The sequence below is a fragment of the Chryseobacterium sediminis genome (assembly GCF_008386505.1).
Lineage (GTDB): Bacteria > Bacteroidota > Bacteroidia > Flavobacteriales > Weeksellaceae > Chryseobacterium > Chryseobacterium sediminis.
Window position 1 is genome coordinate 172,716 of sequence record NZ_VUNZ01000004.1, and the last position, 16,183, is coordinate 188,898.

A 16,183-nucleotide genomic window follows, 5' to 3' on the forward strand; every position below is an offset into this window, starting at 1 on the left:
ATTAATTGACTACTCCTATTTTGGCTGTAGCTTTATCAGATCCATCTTCATTGGTCATCAGAACAAAGTACATTCCTGATGCTACTCTTACTCCTTTCTGATTATTAAGATCCCATTCGTAATAGCCTCCCCTTGCTACTGCAGAGTGTACAACATTTCCTGCTGCATCTACAATTCTTATATTGGTTTTTTCCGCAAGACCTTTAAGAGTAACTTTTCCTTTAAAATTAGAATACACCACAGGGTTCGGATATACCACAACATCCCCGAAATTGGAAGTGACATCAGCCACATCACCCTGGTAGGTTACAATACCGTTATAGGTTACAAAATATACTTTTCCGGTTTTCTTATCAACCTTTATATCGGTAACACTATTGGTAGGAAGAGGTGAATTTTCTTTAGTAAAATGTTTTATTGTTTTCTGGCCGTCAGCAGAAAGGTAATATACACCACCACCATCAATGGAAACCCATTTGTAATTTCCTTCGTCTACAGCAATCTGAAGAATAGCTGATTCTCTGAAAAGCTCTTCACCCAGCCCATTTTGTTCTATTATTATAGGTTCTGCTTCAGGCTGTGGAGTTTTTATTTCTGATGCAGCATTAGACATAATTCTTAGACCTCCGTCTGTACCGATCCATGCATCTCCGGACTTATCAAATGCTACAGATAAGATTCCTCCTGAACTATTAAATCCATTAGCAGAGCCCAGGATATAATCCGTATCATCAGAAAGATTGGTTGCATTTTTATAATCATATACCCAAAAGTTATTAGATCTCGGCAGTGGAGTCCATAACATATTTTCATGGTAAACGGTCTTTTGTATACCATCACTGGCAAGAACGATTTTCTTTATAAGAAAGTCATCAGCGGCTTTATCATAGATACCGATGGAAGGGCTTCCATCATTAAATCCAAAAGAAACAAACAGGTTATTCTGTGGATCAACAGCAAAACCTACAGGGCGTCTGAGGTATGGTGTTGCCCCCAGATTATAATATTTTACCAGTTCAAAATCTTTGCTTGTTGCATTATATTTCATTTTATACACCCCATTATCCAACATTGTATAATTGGTAAAAAGAACTTCATTACTGTTATAAGGACTTATAATAGCATCCAATACGTTGATAAAGATGGGGCGATTGGGATTACTTTTATTGAAAAATGAAGGGTAAATCCAATCTGTACCATTGAAATAATAAAATCCGGGTTCTTGTGGCTGAATAAACGGATGGTTATAGTTATTTGCTCTGGCACCAGAAGAAACCAAAAGCTGATTATTATCAAAAAGATTAATATTATATGCAAAATTGAAGTAAGGACCCGATGGTTTAAAAGTATTGTTACTTTCATCCTTGATCCCCGATAATACGGTTCCTCCAAAGATTTTTCCACCAGCTGTTATTGCGGTATTACATTCCTCTCCAAGGCTTACCGCATTTTGTGATACTCCGTTTATTCCGTAAGTATATACCCGGTTGTCAGTAACAACAATATTATTTGATGTAATAACGAGATCACGGATATTTTCGAAATTTGTAGGAAGCTGTGTAGGAGTCCCATTGTTGTAGAAATAGGCCGCTGTAGCTGATGAATATACCAGCTCAGATTCTGAATCTATATGTTTAAATGCTCCGGGAGCTTCTGTTGTCCAGGTAGAATATACAGGGAAGGTAGTATTCATCTGATGACTCTTTAATCCTGTGTTGGTTACAGAATATACCTTATTCCCGAATATGGTTGCTTCATTACTTGCTTCATAAACTCCACCATTCAGGAAAAACGTAGAATCTCCGAACTCTTTATTGTTAAGATTAAATATGGAAAGTCCATAGCCTACAGAAATGACAGCCTGATTTCCGGTGATGGAAATATGATTGATTTTTTTATTTCCGTTATAGCCGGTCGCAATAGGAATATCAACAATATATTTGATTTCCTGTGGAGTAATAACATCCATAGAGCCGTTTTCATACCCAATAAGTCCTGTTTTAGTCTGTGGGTTATAATCAAAGGCTGTTATTCCAATATTATGTAGACCATTGGCCTTGGACAACTTCGTAATTTCTCCTGTTGATATTGTATAATAGAATATTCCGTTTTCTGTAGCTGCAATGATTTTCCCATTGTCCTCCTTCATAGCTAAGACTTTGTTATAGGAAAATAAATCTGCCCATTTTTTTGATGAAATGACCTGCGCTTTTGTAAACTGCAGGGATGCTAAAATACCAAGAGAAATTATAGAGAGTTTTTTCATATTATGCGGTTATGCTGCTGTCTATTACCTGATTGTTCCAGGAAATATGCTGTACGTTTTTGTTTATATCAAAATAAAAATCTATTCTACCCAAAAGAAGACCTGCCCATCCTACCTGATTGACAAGGACGTTTTTGCCCTGTCTGTTGGTATAAGATTGAGGTTCCGGTAAAAATGTATGAGTATGGCCTCCCAGAATAATATCAATATTCTCTGTACTGGCCGCTAAAATTTTATCACTTATTTTATTCGGTTCATCTTTATAATCGTAACCGATGTGTGAAAGACAAATCACCAAATCACATTTCTGATCTTTTTTCAGGTAATTTGAATAATGTTGTGCTACATCAATTGGATTGGAATAAACGGTTTCTCCATACTGTTTTTTACCTACAAGGCCATCCAGCTGAATTCCCACCCCGAAAATTCCTACTTTAATTCCATTCTTATTGAAGATCTTATACGGGGAAGTTTTCCCGTCAAGAATCGTATTTTTAAAATCATAATTGGAACAGATAAAAGGAAACTTCGCATTGGGAAGTACTTTTAAAAATCCGTCAAGACCATTATCAAAATCATGATTTCCCATGGTAGAGGCATCATATTTCATCATGGACATTAATTTAAACTCCAGTTCCCCTCCGAAGAAATTGAAATAAGGAGTTCCCTGGAAAATATCTCCTGAATCAAGAAGCAGTACATTGCTTTCCTGATTTCTGATCTGCTGAATTAAGCTTGCTCTTCTTGCAAAACCTCCCTGGTTAGGATTTTTGGTATAGCTTGCATCGAAAGGCTCTATTCTGCTATGCTGGTCATTGGTATGAAGGATCGTCAGTTTATTTGCGGATTTTAAATCAAGGATTTTCAACTCTTCCGCCATCATCATATTGGGAGCTAAAGCCATTGCCAAAGATCCGCCTCCTATTGCTTTTAAAAAACTTTTTCTATCCATTACTTCTTCCCGATAAAATTTAAACGAACATCTGAATTTACTACCACTTCAGGCGTTTTCTTAAAATAATCAATAAATAAATCTCTCATTTTAATTCCTGTTGAGATTGATTCTCCTTTTGCAAAAAAATTCATATTGTCTCCTCCCAGAGCAAGATAGTCTGAAGTGGCAATATAATAGTCTTTAGCAGGATCTACTGTTTTTCCGTTGATCAGGGATTTGATTACCTGTCCGTTATTGGTCTCAATATATAAATGAGAAACCGGATTGTTGACCTGCGTTTTTGCATAATACTCAAAAAGCCCCTGTAAATCTGCTCCTTTCATTTTCACAATTACCACCTCATTCTCGAAAGGCATTACTTCAAATACATTTTTAAGTAAAATATCTCCTTTTCCGATAGTGGTACGGATTCCTCCGATATTGATCAATGCCGCATCTACATTTTGCTTAAGATGAGTTTTTATCCATTCATTACCTCCTTCAAACGTGTAGTCAGCCAAAAGATTGCCCAGATTGCTGTTATCGCCCTGCTTGGTAAGATCCTCATTGGTATGAGAGATCTTCTGGTTCATTTCTTTGTCCAGTTTTTGCTTATAAGGTTCGATAAATTTTACAAACTCCTCATCATTTTTTAGCTCATTATTAATAGAAATATTTTTCTGGGTCTTTACATCCGCAAGTTGCAGCGTAGAAGCTGTTTTGCATGCTGTAAGGCTTACCAGGGCAATTCCTATTAACAAGAATTTATTTTTCATAATATCTTTTAGTATATGCAAATATAACTATATGTATAATAAAACATTATTATTTATTACAAATTCTTATTGTAAATTATTAAATTTGGCAAAAATAATTCTAACAGATGAGCATTTTAAAAGGAGTAGGTGTTGCATTGGTAACGCCCTTTAATGAAGATTTATCCGTTGACTTCGACAGTTTAACGAAACTTGTTGAATATAATGTCGAAAACGGAACCAATTATTTGGTAGTATTGGGTACTACGGCAGAAGCCGCAACGCTTTCTGCAGAGGAGAAGAAACAGGTAATTGAGCATATCATTAAGGTGAATAATAAACGTCTTCCTTTAGTTTTGGGAATTGGCGGCAACGATACTCTTGACGTCAAGAAACAGATTGAAGAAGCAGATCTTTCTGCATTTGAAGCAGTACTTTCAGTATCTCCTTATTACAATAAACCGAACCAGGAAGGTTTGTATCAGCATTATAAAGCTTTAGCTTCCACAGGAAAGAATATTATTATTTATAATGTTCCTTCAAGAACAGGACAGAATGTAGAGGCAGATACAACCTTACGTCTTGCAAAAGAATTCCCTAATTTATTCCTGATTAAGGAAGCTTCACCTAATATTTTACAGTATTTTGATATTCTGAGAAAGAAACCTGAAGGATTTTCATTGGTTTCCGGAGATGATGAATATACATTACCGGTAACACTGGCAGGAGGAGACGGAGTAATTTCTGTAATTGGGCAGGCATATCCTAAAGAATTCTCTACCATGGTACAATTAGCTTTTGAAGGAAAAGTGAAAGAAGCTTATGAAATTCACAATAAGCTGGTAGATATTACTCGTTTGATTTTTGCTGAAGGAAACCCTTGCGGTATAAAAGTAATTCTTGCAGAAAAAGGAATCATTAAAAACTATCTGAGACTTCCTTTGGTAAAGGCATCAGAAGGTCTTCATGCAAAAATTAAAGCTGAAATGGCAAACATTTAATAATGAATGTAAAAAGTTATTTGGAACGAATTATGAATTTTCCAGTAACATTTTAATAGCATCATAAACATATTAAGGTGAAAGGTTAAATACTTTTCACCTTTTTTATTTTTCATATTTGAGGAGTAAAGAATATTCAGTAAAAAAATTATAAACTTTACATTTGAAAATCAGAACAAAAAACAAAATTTAGAATAATGAAATTAATAGAAGCAAAAGAAAAGGATATTCCTTTAATCCAGGATTTGGCGAGAAGATCATGGGAGAGTGCATATGTGGGGATTATTTCGAGTGACCAGATCAATTATATGCTGGGAGATATGTATTCTAAAGATGAAATTTTAAAGCATTTTGAGAATCCAAACTATCATTATTATTTAATTTTTGATGAAAATAATGATTCTTTTGAAGGCTTTATTGGTTATGAACACAGCTATGAAGAGTATACTACAAAGCTGCACAGAATTTATCTTGTTCCGGAAAGCAAAGGGAAAGGCTTTGGAAAAGGTGCTATAGATTTCCTAAAGGAAAAACTTTATGAAAGCAATGACAGAAGAATTATCCTGAATGTAAATAAAGAAAATAACGCCAAAAAATTCTACGAATCTCAGGATTTTAAAGTATACAATGAGATCGTTTTAGATATCGGGAACGGATTTGTGATGGATGATTACATGATGGAATTTCTAATTCACTTATGATTGACTTAAAATTTTGTAACTTTATCCTGTAATTCTATAACAAGTGACTTCTTTTTTTGAATGATCTTTGCTTCAGAACCAAATCACTTATAACAATACATTCATATGCTTGGTTTTGAGCTGACACAGCTTTTTATCAGTATATTTTTTTCATCCTTAGTGTTTAAATTCCTGTATTCTTAAATACAGGAGTTTTTGCGTCTATATGGGAAATATAAAAATTTTACACCTATTTCACATTTAATTGAAATAAATTATTATATTTACTAAATAAAACAGGCTTATATATACTAGGATGAAAATGTATGTTAAATTTGATTTCAATGCCCTCTGCAAAAAGGTATTGGACGAAAAACTTAAAGAACACGGACTGAAGTACAGACTGCTGAACTTCGGTGAAGTGGAATTTTATGAGCCCCTTACACAAGAACAGCACAGTCTTTTCAAGAAAAATCTTGAAGATTATGGTATAGAAATCATAGAAAGTCAAAAGACTGCGCTGGTACAGAAAATAAAAGATGCTATCGTAGAACTGGTCTTTTCTGATGAGATCATACCGGTAAAAGCATCCATATACATTTCTGAGAAACTGAATCACAGCTATGGATATCTTTCCAATTTATTTTCCGAAGTTGCTTATACCTCTATTGAGAATTTTATTATTCTGCAAAAGATAGAGCATGCGAAAGCCCTGATCATAAGAAACAAACAAAGTCTTACAGAAATAGCCCATAAGCTGAATTACTCCAGTGTGGCGCATTTGAGTACCCAGTTTAAAAACACAACAGGAATCACTCCCTCCCAGTTTCAAAAGATTATTGGGAAAAGAAGAAGAGCCCAAAGCACGGTAATAAACCCTAAAATGCAGTATGAATAAAGAATTTCTGAACGTAATAGTAGCAGATAACGATGAAAACACCTTAATTTCCTTTAAAAATATTCTGAAAGAGTTGAAAATCTCTATAAAAGTTCAATGCTTCTGTAACGGAAAAGATATGATGCTATATCTGAATAATGATGATGCTGTAGTTCCGGAAATTGTTTTCATAAAATACACCATCCCTGGAAAAGACAGCATGGAATGCCTCGAAGAAATCGAAGCAAATTCAAAATTCAATAACATGGTAACTGCCATTTTTTCGGAGCCGATTCCGGAGAATGAAATTGAAGATATTTTTGTAAAAGGAGCCAATATTTTTATGAAAAAACCTGAGTCTTTTGAGAGCCTTAAAAAGGTACTTACAGAAGTTATCACAATCAATTGGCAGTATCATACTTCAGGATTGAATAAAGATCATTTCATTCTGAAAGTTTGATGAATAAAGGATTTTTTAATTTTGTGTTAAGAAAATATTAATCGTATTTGATGCATACTATTCACAAATAAGTGAAAATTTTATAACTAATAACTAAAATAATATAAAAAGGATCTGAATTAATATACTGACATTTGTAAAAGTAATCTGAGACACAAATTTCATTATATAGTAGAAGATACAGATGAATGAGAAGTAATTGTTTCTAAAAACAAAAATTATATAAATCACGATGTTAGTTAACAAAATGAATTATACTAATTTTCCAATTTTAAAGCACAGAAGATCTTTAAACAAAACGGTACAATCATGAAAACTCAAAAGTAGTTGGAGATATTTTTATTCGTTTCATTCCCTCATCTCCACCGAAACTCAGTTAGTTTTTATAATAAGCAAGTTGGAAAAAAATAATTCATTTTGTTTTTCATAATTTATTTTAATAGTTAAGGTTTTAGCTTATCAAATAATATTGTTATATAGATATTTTCACACCACATCACAAAATATTAAGCCTTAACTATTAAAATGAATTTTTTGGATCTACCAAAAAGTAATTTCTTCTAAATAACAGTTTTATAAGGGGGCCGCAGGGAGTATTTTCTGCGGTTTTTTTTATGAAATTTTACTCCATTTGTTTTTTCCTTTGTAGTACCGGATATAATAGTTTTTAATGATGAGATTATCAGGTCTGGACAGCATTGGATCGGCTTCCAGAATTTTTTCTACCGTATTTTTTGTCGTTTTAATGATCGCCGAATCATTAATCAGGTCCAGTCTCTTAAAATCTACCACACCACTTTGCTGAGTACCCAGAATATCTCCCGGACCGCGAAGCTGCATATCCACCTCAGAAATTTTAAATCCGTCATTGGTTTCCGTCATTGTTTTAATACGCGTTCTGCTTTCCTTCGATAATTTATCTGATGTCATCAGAATACAGTAGCTCTGTTCAGCACCTCTTCCTACACGCCCTCTCAACTGATGGAGCTGTGAAAGCCCGAATCTTTCTGAACTTTCAATAACCATTACAGAAGCATTGGGAACATTTACTCCAACTTCAATCACCGTAGTTGCTACCATAATTTCAGCTTTTCCAGAAGCAAAATAAGCCATTGCGGCATCTTTTTCATCCGGTTTCATTTTCCCATGAAGCATGGTCACGTTGTATTCTGAAAAATAATTCATGACATGTTCCAAACCTTCTACCAGATTTTTGTAATCTAAGGTTTCAGATTCCTCAATAAGCGGATATACAAAATAGACCTGCCGGCCTTTCTTAATTTCATCTTTACAGAAATTATAAACATAAAGCCTGTCTTTTTCACGTCTGTGAGCGGTGATAATGGGCTTTCTTCCCACAGGCATTTCATCAATCACAGAAACATCCAGATCAGAATAAAAACTCATTGCCAGAGTCCTTGGGATAGGAGTAGCGGTCATCACCAGAATATGAGGCGGAATTTTGTTTTTGGCCCAAAGTTTAGCCCGTTGAGCAACTCCAAATCTATGCTGCTCATCAATAATTGCTAAGCCCAGATTTTTAAATTTAACCTTATCCTCCAAAACAGCATGGGTTCCCACTAAAATTGAAAGTGTGCCATTTTCCAGTTCTTCATGTATAATTCTCCTTTCTGCTGCTTTGCTGGAACCAGTCAGAATACGAATATTGATTCCGGTTTTTTCTAATAGCTCTTTGATGCCGTTATAATGCTGCTGGGCAAGAATTTCCGTTGGAGCCATCAGGCAACTCTGAAAACCGTTGTCCATAGCAATAAGCATGGTCAACAATGCCACCATTGTTTTCCCGGATCCTACATCACCCTGTAAAAGCCTGTTCATCTGAATTGGCCTTTTCATATCAATACGGATTTCCTTTAATACTCTTTTCTGAGCATTGGTAAGCTCAAAAGGAAGATGGTTTTCATAGAAATCGTTAAAATGATCCCCAATTATTGGAAATGGGTTACCATGAGCCTGTGTTTTATGGTGAAGCTTTTTTAGGCCATATCCTAATTGAAAGAAAAATGATTCTTCAAATTTCAGTCTGTAATCAGCCTTATCAAAATGTTCTTTATCTTTTGGAAAATGAACATTCAGAAAAGCGTGCTGTCTGGACATGAACTTAAAGGTTTTCATGAGGTATTCCGGAAAATTTTCCTCAATAAGATTTGGAATTTCTTTGCAGATATTTCTCAGTGCATTCTGAAAAAACCGTTGACCTAATCCTCTTTTAGTCAGTTTTTCTGAACTTGGGTAAATAGGTTTAAGCCTTGTATCACCTTCTTTATTTTCTTCAGCTTCTATTTCCGGATGCGGCATAGAAAACTGACGGTTGAAAACATTGATTTTCCCAAAAATATAAACCTCTTTGTTAATAGGAAGCTGTTCTTTCAGCCATTTTGAGTACTGAAACCAAACCAGATCCATACTGCCTGTTTCATCATTGAATTTTGCAGATAGTCTTTTAGTCTTCCCCGTCTGGATTTCCTGAACGTGAGTGATTCTTCCCCTCAATTGTATTTCCTGGCTGCTTTCTTCCTGAAGCTGAGAAACGGTATACACTTTACTTTTATCCAGATAGCGGATAGGGTAGAAGTTCAGCATATCTTCAACAGTGGTTAGGCCCAATACACTTTTAATGAGTTTGGCTCTTTCCGGACCTATTCCTTTTACGTATTCTATGGAGGTTTCGAGATTCATTTTTCAGGTTTCAGGATGCGGGTTTTGAATTTTTTGATCCTTATTTTTTGACAAAAGAAATAAAGGCTCGAATTTCGGTAAAATTAAAAAGACTTCCAAAAAATTGGAAGTCTGTATGGTGAATTTTTGGTATTAAATCTGAAAAATCCGGATCTATATTAATCTTTGATTTTAGATTTGAACTTTTTCTGGTAATCTTCCCATTGTTCTCTGGTTTTAATCTTTTTGAACAAATCTTTGGAAATCAGCTCCAGATAAGGTTCCAGTTCTTTGGCAGATAATTCTCCCTGAAGAATAGTGATGGGATCTCCATGTTCATCCAGAAATACGGTACTTGGAACAGCACCTACATTCATATACTGTGTAAACTCATGCAGTGAATTTTTTCCTCTTCTGTGTTCAGTATTGGGATTAGAAAATGTTCTTCCAAATATATTGATACTCTTTTTTTCTTCCGCATTAAACTTTACAGGGTAATAGTTCTCGTTCAGATTCTGAGCAATCACAGAATGTCCATAGGTTTTCTTGTCCATGATTTTGCATGGGCCGCACCAGTCTGCATAAAAATCAATTAATATTTTTTTAGGATTTTCCTTTTGGGCTTTTAACGCTTCTTCAATGGTCATCCACTTTACCTGAGCAAAACTGAAGTTTAATAAAAGTAAGAGTATTATGCTTAAAATTTTCTTCATATCGTGATATTTAGGTAAAAATAAGCATAATTACTTATTTTCTACTTTACGTCTTGCATTAATTTTTTCACGTACGGAGATATCAAAATTAATACCACTCCGGCAATTACCGCATATAATCCCAATTGTTTATATCCATCAGTATAAGTGATCAAAGCATCATAGTTGGTAGATCCTTCTTTTGAAGTAGCAAGACTCGCCCCGATAATTCCTGCAACATACTGCCCATAAGCAGAAGCAAGAAACCACATTCCCATCATCATTCCCTGAAGATTTTTAGTAGAAAGCTTCGTCATAATAGACAATCCGATAGGAGAGAGGCATAGCTCCCCAAGGGTAATGATTAATAATGCCAGGGTAAAGAAGTTCAATGAAGTAATTCCCTGAAGGTCTGCAAATAATCGGGTAGCAAATAGTACATAATATCCTAATCCCAGGAAAATAAATCCTAATCCGAATTTGATAATAGTGTTGGGTTCAATTTTTCTCTTATTCAGCCATATCCAAAGAAGTCCGATCAATGGTGCGAGGAAAATAATGAAGAAAGCTCCTCCAGAGTTATTGACACCATTAGGATCTAATCCGAAAAGATCTTTGTTTAAATTCTTTGCTGCAAAAATACTTAAAGAACCTCCGCTCTGTTCATAGATTCCCCAGAATATGATGGAGAAAATAATGAAAACCAATGCTGCCCATAACTTTTTACGTTCTGAAGCTGTTACTTTAGACATTTCATAGAATAAATAGATTAAAGTCAATGGCCCAATTGTCCACATGAAATAATCTGTATATTCTGTTTTGGCAACCATGGTCATAATAATTGGGACAAAAACCAATGACAAAACATATACTCCGTATTCTTTCCATTTTGGAATAGGGGCTGTTTTTGTTTCTGCTAAAGGATGCCCTGGCTGTAAACCGATAGTACCTAATGTTCTTTGCGTAAATACAAAATTAATTAAGCTTACTACCATTACTATTGAAGCCAGTCCGAAAGCAATATGCCATCTCATTTCTTCAGGAATAACATGGCTTAGGAATTCTCCCTTACCAATAGCAATACACAAATAACCGCCTAATAATGCCCCAAGATTAATCCCTGCATAGAAAAGCGAAAAGCCTGCATCAGCTCTTGAATCATTAGGTTTGTAAAGCTGTCCCACCATGGATGAAATATTAGGTTTGAAGAAACCTGTTCCTACTACGGTGAATGCTATTCCGAGGAAAAAGAATTTGTGTGGATCAGTAGCTAAAATCAAGCTTCCTACGATCATCAGGAGACCTCCCCAGAACAGGGACTTTCTGAATCCTAAAATTTTATCAGCAAAAAGTCCGCCTACAAAAGTAAAGGCATAAACGAAGGCCTGGGTGGCACCATATTGAAGGTTGGCTTCCTTTTCATGGAAATTAAGCTGCGAGATCATAAAGAAGACCAGCATTCCACGCATTCCGTAGAAACAGAAACGTTCCCACATTTCAGAGAAAAAAAGGCTCCAGATCTGTCTGGGATATTTTCCTTTGAAATCTTGTATTTCATCTAAAGTTAAGCTCATAATGATATATGATTAAGTTCTAATTAAGGGTTTTTATCTTTCTGATCCAGTTCAAAACGGATTCTGTCCTGGTCAATAATTTGTTTTAATTCTTCTTCTTTTGGGAGGTACAGCAGGTATTTGCTGGCAAATAAATTGTTTTTATCATTTTGAGTGAAAGAAATAGGCCATGGATTCAGCCCAATTCGTGACGCACAGCGTTACATATTTCCATCATACGAAAATAAAAAAAACCTCTGACTTAGCAGAGGTTTTATTCATATTTTGTTAATGCAGTTAGTTTACACCGTGCATCATTTTCTTTAAGATAGGTGAAATTAAACCTAGGATTACAGAAGCAATACCACAAAGTACTACGAATACCATGAAGAATTCAAATAGATTGTGGATCTCAAATCCTACAAAAGTAGGGTTGTGTAATGGTAACTGAGCTTTATCAAAAGCAGCTACCTGATCTGCAGTTAAGGTTACTTTTTTATCTAATACATCTTGAAGATTTACTCCTATTTCTTCTGCTTTTTTAAATTTATCACCTGTTGCAGGGATAAGGGCTCCTAATGAACCTGCCAATGCATAACCAGCAGCGTTAGAAATGAAGAATACCCCATATAGTAATGAAGCGAATCTTTTTGGAGCCAGTTTACCTACTAATGATAAACCGATTGGAGAAAGACAAAGCTCACCACAAGTCTGGATGAAGTATAAAAGCATTAACCATTTGATTGCTAATAACCCTGAGTTTCCAAGATCTTTTACATTGTGCGCAATAATGAAATAAGAAAGAGCGATTAATGCCAATCCCATAGCTTGTTTGAATGGAGATACCGGCTCTTTTCCTTTTGCTCTTAATTTATCCCAGCACAAACTGAAAGGAACAGCCAAAAGGACTACGAAAATCCCGTTGAAAATCTGAACCATTGAAGGAGGCATATTCCATCCGAAAATGTTTCTGTCTGTCTGGTTATCTGCGATAAATGTTAACGAAGATCCTGCCTGCTCGAAGGCTGCCCAGAAAAAGATGATGAAGAATGAAACGATATAGATTACCCAGATTCTTTGTCTCTCGATCTTGTTTTCAGCAGAGGACATAATCAGGAATGCTAAGGAAATACCTGCAGCATAGATGAAAGGGTAAATAATTCCCTTGATCAGTTGTCCCATTTCTACTGAGTTGAATCCAAACTCACCTACAAGAAGGTATCTGAAAACAAAGAATAAAATAACAAATATTCCTCCTGTGATTCCTAGAGCCTGACCTGAGAATTTTGCTGTTTGAGTCTCTCCTTCCTCGAAATCTGCACTTGTATTGTTTTTTGGTAATCCTCCGATAGGTCTTCCTTCCGGGGTTACAACATATTTATTTTTAAGGATAAAGAATGTTATTGTACCTATTACCATTGCAATAGAAGCGGCTAAGAATCCCCATTTGAAAGCGAAGATATCTCTTACTCCGGTTGCAGCATCTTTTACGTCTCCTACGTATGGACAGATAAACTGACCTAAGAATGCTCCAATGTTGATCCCCATATAGAAAATAGTAAAAGCTGAATCCAGTTTAGATTTTTCCTGTTTTGGATAAAGACTTCCTACCATTGAGGAAATATTCGGTTTGAAGAATCCGTTACCGAAAATGATAACGAATAACGCCAGCCACATAATCAGTTTAGCACTTCCGATGTCTGCTGAGAAAGTTGAAGCACTGATAAATAATAAGAACTGGCCAATTGCCATTAATGATCCACCAATGATGATAGCAAATCTGTTTCCGATATACTTATCAGCAATAAATCCTCCCAAAAGAGGTGTTAAATAACATAACGCTAGAAATCCACCATAGATGATTGCAGCATCAGCTTCTTTTATTAATAAGGAATTTACCATGAAGAGCGTCAAAAGGGCTCTCATCCCATAAAAGTTGAAACGCTCCCACATTTCTGTTCCGAAAAGAACCCATAATCCTTTAGGATGCCTGGAATTCTTATTCTCTACAAATTCATCCGGTTTCGGACTCAATGCTTCAATATTATCCATTTCTATTGTTAATTTTTGTTAAGACTGACAAATATAGTTTATTTTGGGTTTTTGGCAAGGTTTTAATTTTATTTTTAAATAAAAAAGCTGCGGAACTATTCCGCAGCTTGCTAATCTTTATAATATCAAGGATTAATGTCCTTTTTCCTTCATAATTTTGTTCAGTCTTTTTAACATTGAAAGACCCAAAAGTGTAGCAAATATTAACAAAGCGAAGTTTACAAGGAAGTAATTCGTCTTGTTTTCGTAATTATACCATGTACTTGCCAGAATTCCTGAAAGTTTATTTCCTACAGAGTTGGCCAGGAAGAATCCTCCCATCATCAATGCGGTGATTCTCGCAGGGGAAAGTTTTGAAACGAATGAAAGCCCCATTGGAGATAAACATAATTCCCCGATGGTAATTACTCCATAGCTGGCCACAAGCCATAAAGGAGATACTTTTACAGCTCCGTTATCTCCGGCCATTACTGCTAAAACCATTACCAGACAGGAAAGCCCGGAAATAAATAGTCCTAAAACAATCTTGGTAGGAGTTAAAGGTTCTTTTCCTTTTCTTCTCAATAATGCCCAGAACCCAACGATCACAGGGGTCAGTGCAATAACCCAGAACGGATTGATAGACTGAAATAATTCTGTATTGTACAGGTATACTTTATTTTCAGGGTTTTTCTCAAGGGTAGCTTGCTGTTCAGGGGAGATGTTTTTAAAATAAACATCTTTGCCCATTTCCTTTTTAGTCTCTCCGTTGTCATCTTTTTGAGATCTGAACTGATTATCATAAACGGGAACTTCTTTGTCTTCATAACTTTTCCCTTCCACCATATAAATTCCTTCCAATGGTTTTTCAAGGGCAGCAGGAACACTTCTGTCTGTATAATAATTTGCCCATCTCGTTAAAGCTGTACCATTCTGTTTGAAAACAGCCCAGAAGAACATACTGATCAGAAACACAGAAAGTAATGCTCCAATAGAAGCTTTTTCATCAGGCTTAGCTTTAAAGTAAAGAGAAGCATAAAAGTAAATAACAGGTATACAGGCAAAAATAAAGGCATCTGTACTGTCACTTCCAAAAATATTATTAGGAACAAACCAACCTATCGCTCCGGCAATAATGGCAGGAACAAAAACTTTAAGCATAATTTCCGAAAGCTTGGTATCCCCTTCCTGTACAGGTTTCATCTGTGCAGCATGGATATAATGCTTTCTTCCGATAGTGAAAATCACCATACCGATAAGCATTCCCACTCCGGCAGTGATGAAAGCCTCACCCCAGCCGAATTTATTACGCATAAATGCCGCAATAATATTACAGATAAATGCTCCGATATTGATTCCCATATAGAAAATATTATATCCGGAGTCTTTATTTGCTTTATAAGGTTCTTCAGAATAAAGATTTCCTAATAGGGTTGATATAGTAGGCTTAAAGAAACCATTTCCAATGATAATTAATGCCAATGAAGCATAAAACAGAGGTAAATCTTTAAACACACCCATTCCTATATATCCGGCAGCCATTAAAAAACCTCCCAGGTAGATAGATTTAATATATCCTAAAACTCTGTCTGCCAGGAATCCACCAATGAAGGGTGTCAGATAAGTTAAGGCAATATAAGTTCCGAAAATATCATCAGCAGTTTTATCCGGAAGTCCAAGTCCGCCTTTCATACCATTAGGCTCAATAACATACAGAACAAAGATTCCAAGAATCAGGTAATACCCGAAACGCTCCCACATCTCTGTAAAAAAGAGGAAGGGTAGCCCTTTAGGATGTTTAGTCTTCATATAATCAATTTTCAAATTTCCCAAAAATAGCTTTTTAATTTCAATTGATAAAACAAATAATACATAGCCTAAATGATTAATGAAATAAATTAGAAACATGAATGTGCATGAGCGTTTTCTTTATTTAAAAATCTGTACAGATTTCACAAATTAAAATACAATGAATAAACATAAAATATGCATATGCATTTCCTTTCTGAGAGATATTTGTTTTCTATTTTCGGCCATGTCAATAGTGACAAATAATTTAAAAAAGAACATTTATGAAAAAGAATGATTTAAAAAAGATCAAAGGAATTTTATCCAGAGATGAGCAGAGAGCTATTAAAGGTGGTAAGATAGCAGATGGAGGATGTGGATGTACGAATGCAGCTTGTGCTAATACTCATAATGGTAATGGCGATTCTTATTGCAATGGAACTTTTTGTTGTGGGTAATCAGTGTAA

13 protein-coding genes are annotated in these 16,183 nt (G+C 35.2%); 5 read left to right on the forward strand and 8 right to left on the reverse strand.

Annotated features, from left to right (window positions below):
* Position 1: 1 nt before the first annotated feature.
* From porZ to FW780_RS18900, 3 genes are read right to left on the reverse strand one after another with little or no spacing between them, the layout of a single operon-like run.
* The gene (gene porZ, locus FW780_RS18890; protein ID WP_149835190.1) at positions 2-2,266 is read right to left on the reverse strand and encodes a type IX secretion system anionic LPS delivery protein PorZ; all 2,265 of its coding nucleotides are present in this window, start codon (positions 2,264-2,266) and stop codon (positions 2-4) included.
* 1 nt (position 2,267) lies between these two features.
* On the reverse strand, positions 2,268-3,218 hold the full coding sequence (locus tag FW780_RS18895) for a bifunctional metallophosphatase/5'-nucleotidase (RefSeq protein ID WP_149835191.1): 951 nt from the start codon (positions 3,216-3,218) through the stop codon (positions 2,268-2,270).
* Positions 3,218-3,976: a 5'-nucleotidase C-terminal domain-containing protein gene (locus tag FW780_RS18900; protein WP_174774478.1), complete on the reverse strand. Its 759-nt coding sequence runs from the start codon at positions 3,974-3,976 to the stop codon at positions 3,218-3,220. The genes FW780_RS18895 and FW780_RS18900 overlap by 1 nt, the downstream gene beginning before the upstream one ends.
* Before the next feature lie 107 nt (positions 3,977-4,083).
* Between FW780_RS18900 and dapA the strand changes: the two genes are divergently transcribed.
* From dapA to FW780_RS18920, 4 genes are all read left to right on the forward strand, one after another.
* Positions 4,084-4,956: a 4-hydroxy-tetrahydrodipicolinate synthase gene (gene dapA, locus FW780_RS18905; protein ID WP_149835193.1), complete on the forward strand. Its 873-nt coding sequence runs from the start codon at positions 4,084-4,086 to the stop codon at positions 4,954-4,956.
* Between the two features lie 197 nt (positions 4,957-5,153).
* Positions 5,154-5,657, forward strand: coding sequence for a GNAT family N-acetyltransferase (locus FW780_RS18910; RefSeq protein WP_149835194.1), 504 nt, complete (start codon positions 5,154-5,156; stop codon positions 5,655-5,657).
* Between the two features lie 295 nt (positions 5,658-5,952).
* The gene (locus FW780_RS18915) at positions 5,953-6,534 is read left to right on the forward strand and encodes a helix-turn-helix domain-containing protein (RefSeq protein WP_149835195.1); all 582 of its coding nucleotides are present in this window, start codon (positions 5,953-5,955) and stop codon (positions 6,532-6,534) included.
* Positions 6,527-6,973 carry a response regulator gene (locus FW780_RS18920; RefSeq protein WP_149835196.1) on the forward strand — a complete coding sequence of 149 codons (447 nt, stop codon included), beginning with the start codon at positions 6,527-6,529 and terminating at the stop codon, positions 6,971-6,973. Before FW780_RS18915 ends, FW780_RS18920 begins: the two co-directional genes overlap by 8 nt.
* Positions 6,974-7,585: 612 nt before the next feature.
* Here the strand turns inward: FW780_RS18920 and recG are convergent.
* The 5 genes from recG to FW780_RS18945 all read right to left on the reverse strand — a co-directional run bounded on the left by recG (position 7,586) and on the right by FW780_RS18945 (position 15,737).
* On the reverse strand, positions 7,586-9,673 hold the full coding sequence (gene recG / locus FW780_RS18925; RefSeq protein ID WP_149835197.1) for an ATP-dependent DNA helicase RecG: 2,088 nt from the start codon (positions 9,671-9,673) through the stop codon (positions 7,586-7,588).
* Between the two features lie 158 nt (positions 9,674-9,831).
* Positions 9,832-10,365 (reverse strand): thioredoxin family protein, encoded by a 534-nt coding sequence (locus FW780_RS18930; RefSeq protein ID WP_149835198.1) that lies wholly within the window; start codon positions 10,363-10,365, stop codon positions 9,832-9,834.
* Positions 10,366-10,406: 41 nt separating this feature from the next.
* Complete coding sequence (locus tag FW780_RS18935) at positions 10,407-11,918, reverse strand: peptide MFS transporter (protein ID WP_149835199.1); 1,512 nt, start codon at positions 11,916-11,918, stop codon at positions 10,407-10,409.
* A gap of 276 nt (positions 11,919-12,194) precedes the next feature.
* The gene (locus tag FW780_RS18940; protein ID WP_149835200.1) at positions 12,195-13,949 is read right to left on the reverse strand and encodes a peptide MFS transporter; all 1,755 of its coding nucleotides are present in this window, start codon (positions 13,947-13,949) and stop codon (positions 12,195-12,197) included.
* 132 nt (positions 13,950-14,081) lie between these two features.
* A complete protein-coding gene (locus tag FW780_RS18945) occupies positions 14,082-15,737 on the reverse strand; it encodes a peptide MFS transporter (protein WP_149835201.1) in 1,656 nt (551 codons plus the stop codon).
* A gap of 263 nt (positions 15,738-16,000) precedes the next feature.
* Between FW780_RS18945 and FW780_RS22510 the strand changes: the two genes are divergently transcribed.
* Positions 16,001-16,174, forward strand: coding sequence for a hypothetical protein (locus FW780_RS22510; protein WP_167510758.1), 174 nt, complete (start codon positions 16,001-16,003; stop codon positions 16,172-16,174).
* Positions 16,175-16,183: the final 9 nt, after the last annotated feature.